The 1,554-nt window shown below is 30.4% G+C and carries 1 protein-coding gene; it reads left to right on the top strand.

Translation table 11 applies throughout. From position 1 onward, the window contains the following. Nucleotides 1–544 precede the first annotated feature (544 nt). Nucleotides 545–1,369 carry a chromosome partitioning protein ParA gene (locus BBROOKSOX_RS10850; RefSeq protein ID WP_139661807.1) on the top strand — a complete coding sequence of 275 codons (825 nt, stop codon included), beginning with the start codon at nucleotides 545–547 and terminating at the stop codon, nucleotides 1,367–1,369. The last annotated feature ends 185 nt before the right edge of the window (nucleotides 1,370–1,554 follow it).

The raw sequence follows: 1,554 nt of genomic DNA, 5'->3' as shown, positions 1-1,554 counted from the left end.
TAAGATCTAAGTAGGCTTCTTTGTTAAATTGCTGAGGGTCATCAACAGAAAAAGCATTAAAAGAAAATGTGATTAAAAGGCTAAGCGCAAGAAAACACCTGAATTGATTGAACGCACTAGAAAGCGTGGTATGGGATTTTGTTGTGTTTGTCATAGTAAGTAAACTTAAGTAAGCTTGTGTAATGAAATTTACAGGGATTATACCATTATCCCTATCTGTACAAGTTTTTTTGAGTGTTTGAGTGTTTCTAAAAAACCTTAATAATTAAATAAGACCTTTGCATAAATAATAATAAATGACACTCTAACCCTAATTATTTAGGCTCGCATTTCTTTTAATAACAGCTTGTCTTTAGGTAAAATTCTCATAAATTTTAAACAACTTAAAATCGGTTATTAACCGATTTTTATTGTAATAGTCAATATTAGATTATTGGAAATTTTTTGGTAAAACTGGGTGAATACGCCTGATTTTGTTTTTAATACAGTGTATCAGGGCAATAGCGCCTTATACTAACAGTTGGGTCTTTCAAGGATACAGTACATGGAATCTATTATAGAGTTATTTTCTAAAGTGTCTGATGTTATATGGAGCGCTATTATCGCTTCTTGTATTACAATTTTCGGGGTGTATTTGACAAATAAATATCATGAAAGGCGTCAAACTACATTACTCGCACACGAAAAACAAAAATATCAATCGGAACAAAAGTTTACCTTAAAAAAAGAAGTGTTTTTAGATGTTGCTAGATCGTTTGCTAATGTATTAGAAATAATTCCTAATTTAATGAACTTAGAATTTACTCAAAAAGATATTGAAATGAAAATGGCTGACCATGGAGGTATTGTTGCTAAATCTTGTTTAGTAGCCAAAGAAAGTTCGGTAGCAGCGATTTTGAGTTACTCAACAGAAACGACTGAAGTTTTCATTAAATTAATGAAAGAAAGGGAGGTGGTTTTAGGTCATCAGAAAACTATAGAAATTTACCAATCAACTATAAATTCCGCAGAAAACGAAAAAGATCGAATAATCTCTAGAATAAAAGAATTAAATCATCAAAGTCATAATAACCAATCTACTCTCGATAACTTAAATAAAAAATACGATAAACAAGAGTCAATCGTTGAAGACAATACTAAAAACTTAGAAAAGCAAGAATCAACTTTTGGGTCTTCATATCTTCTATTTATAAAAGAATGTATAGATGATTACGGAAAGCTATTGTTATTGCTACCTCCTATGGCAATAGCCCTTCGAGGAGAACTTGGGAATAATCAGGACTCTAAAGTATTTATTGAAGCTTTAAATAATAATGTTCAAAGAATGAAGGTAGTATTGGACAGTCTATTTGAGAGCGACAAAACCTAAGAATAATCAGGGCTAGAGTGTAATTTATTTTTTGAATCTTTGAAAATTTAACAAACCACCTCCGCAGCAAGACTCAAACTTCTTCTAATAACAGCTTGTCTTTAGGTAAAATACTCATAAATTTTAAACAACTAAAAATCAGTTATTGGCAGTTTTTTATTGTAATGGTCAATATTAGATTATTG

This window comes from bacterium endosymbiont of Bathymodiolus sp. 5 South (assembly GCF_900128535.1).
Taxonomy (GTDB): Bacteria; Pseudomonadota; Gammaproteobacteria; order PS1; family Pseudothioglobaceae; genus Thiodubiliella.
Note: the sequence above shows the minus strand (reverse complement) of the source record. Positions and strands in the feature narration are given on the sequence as shown.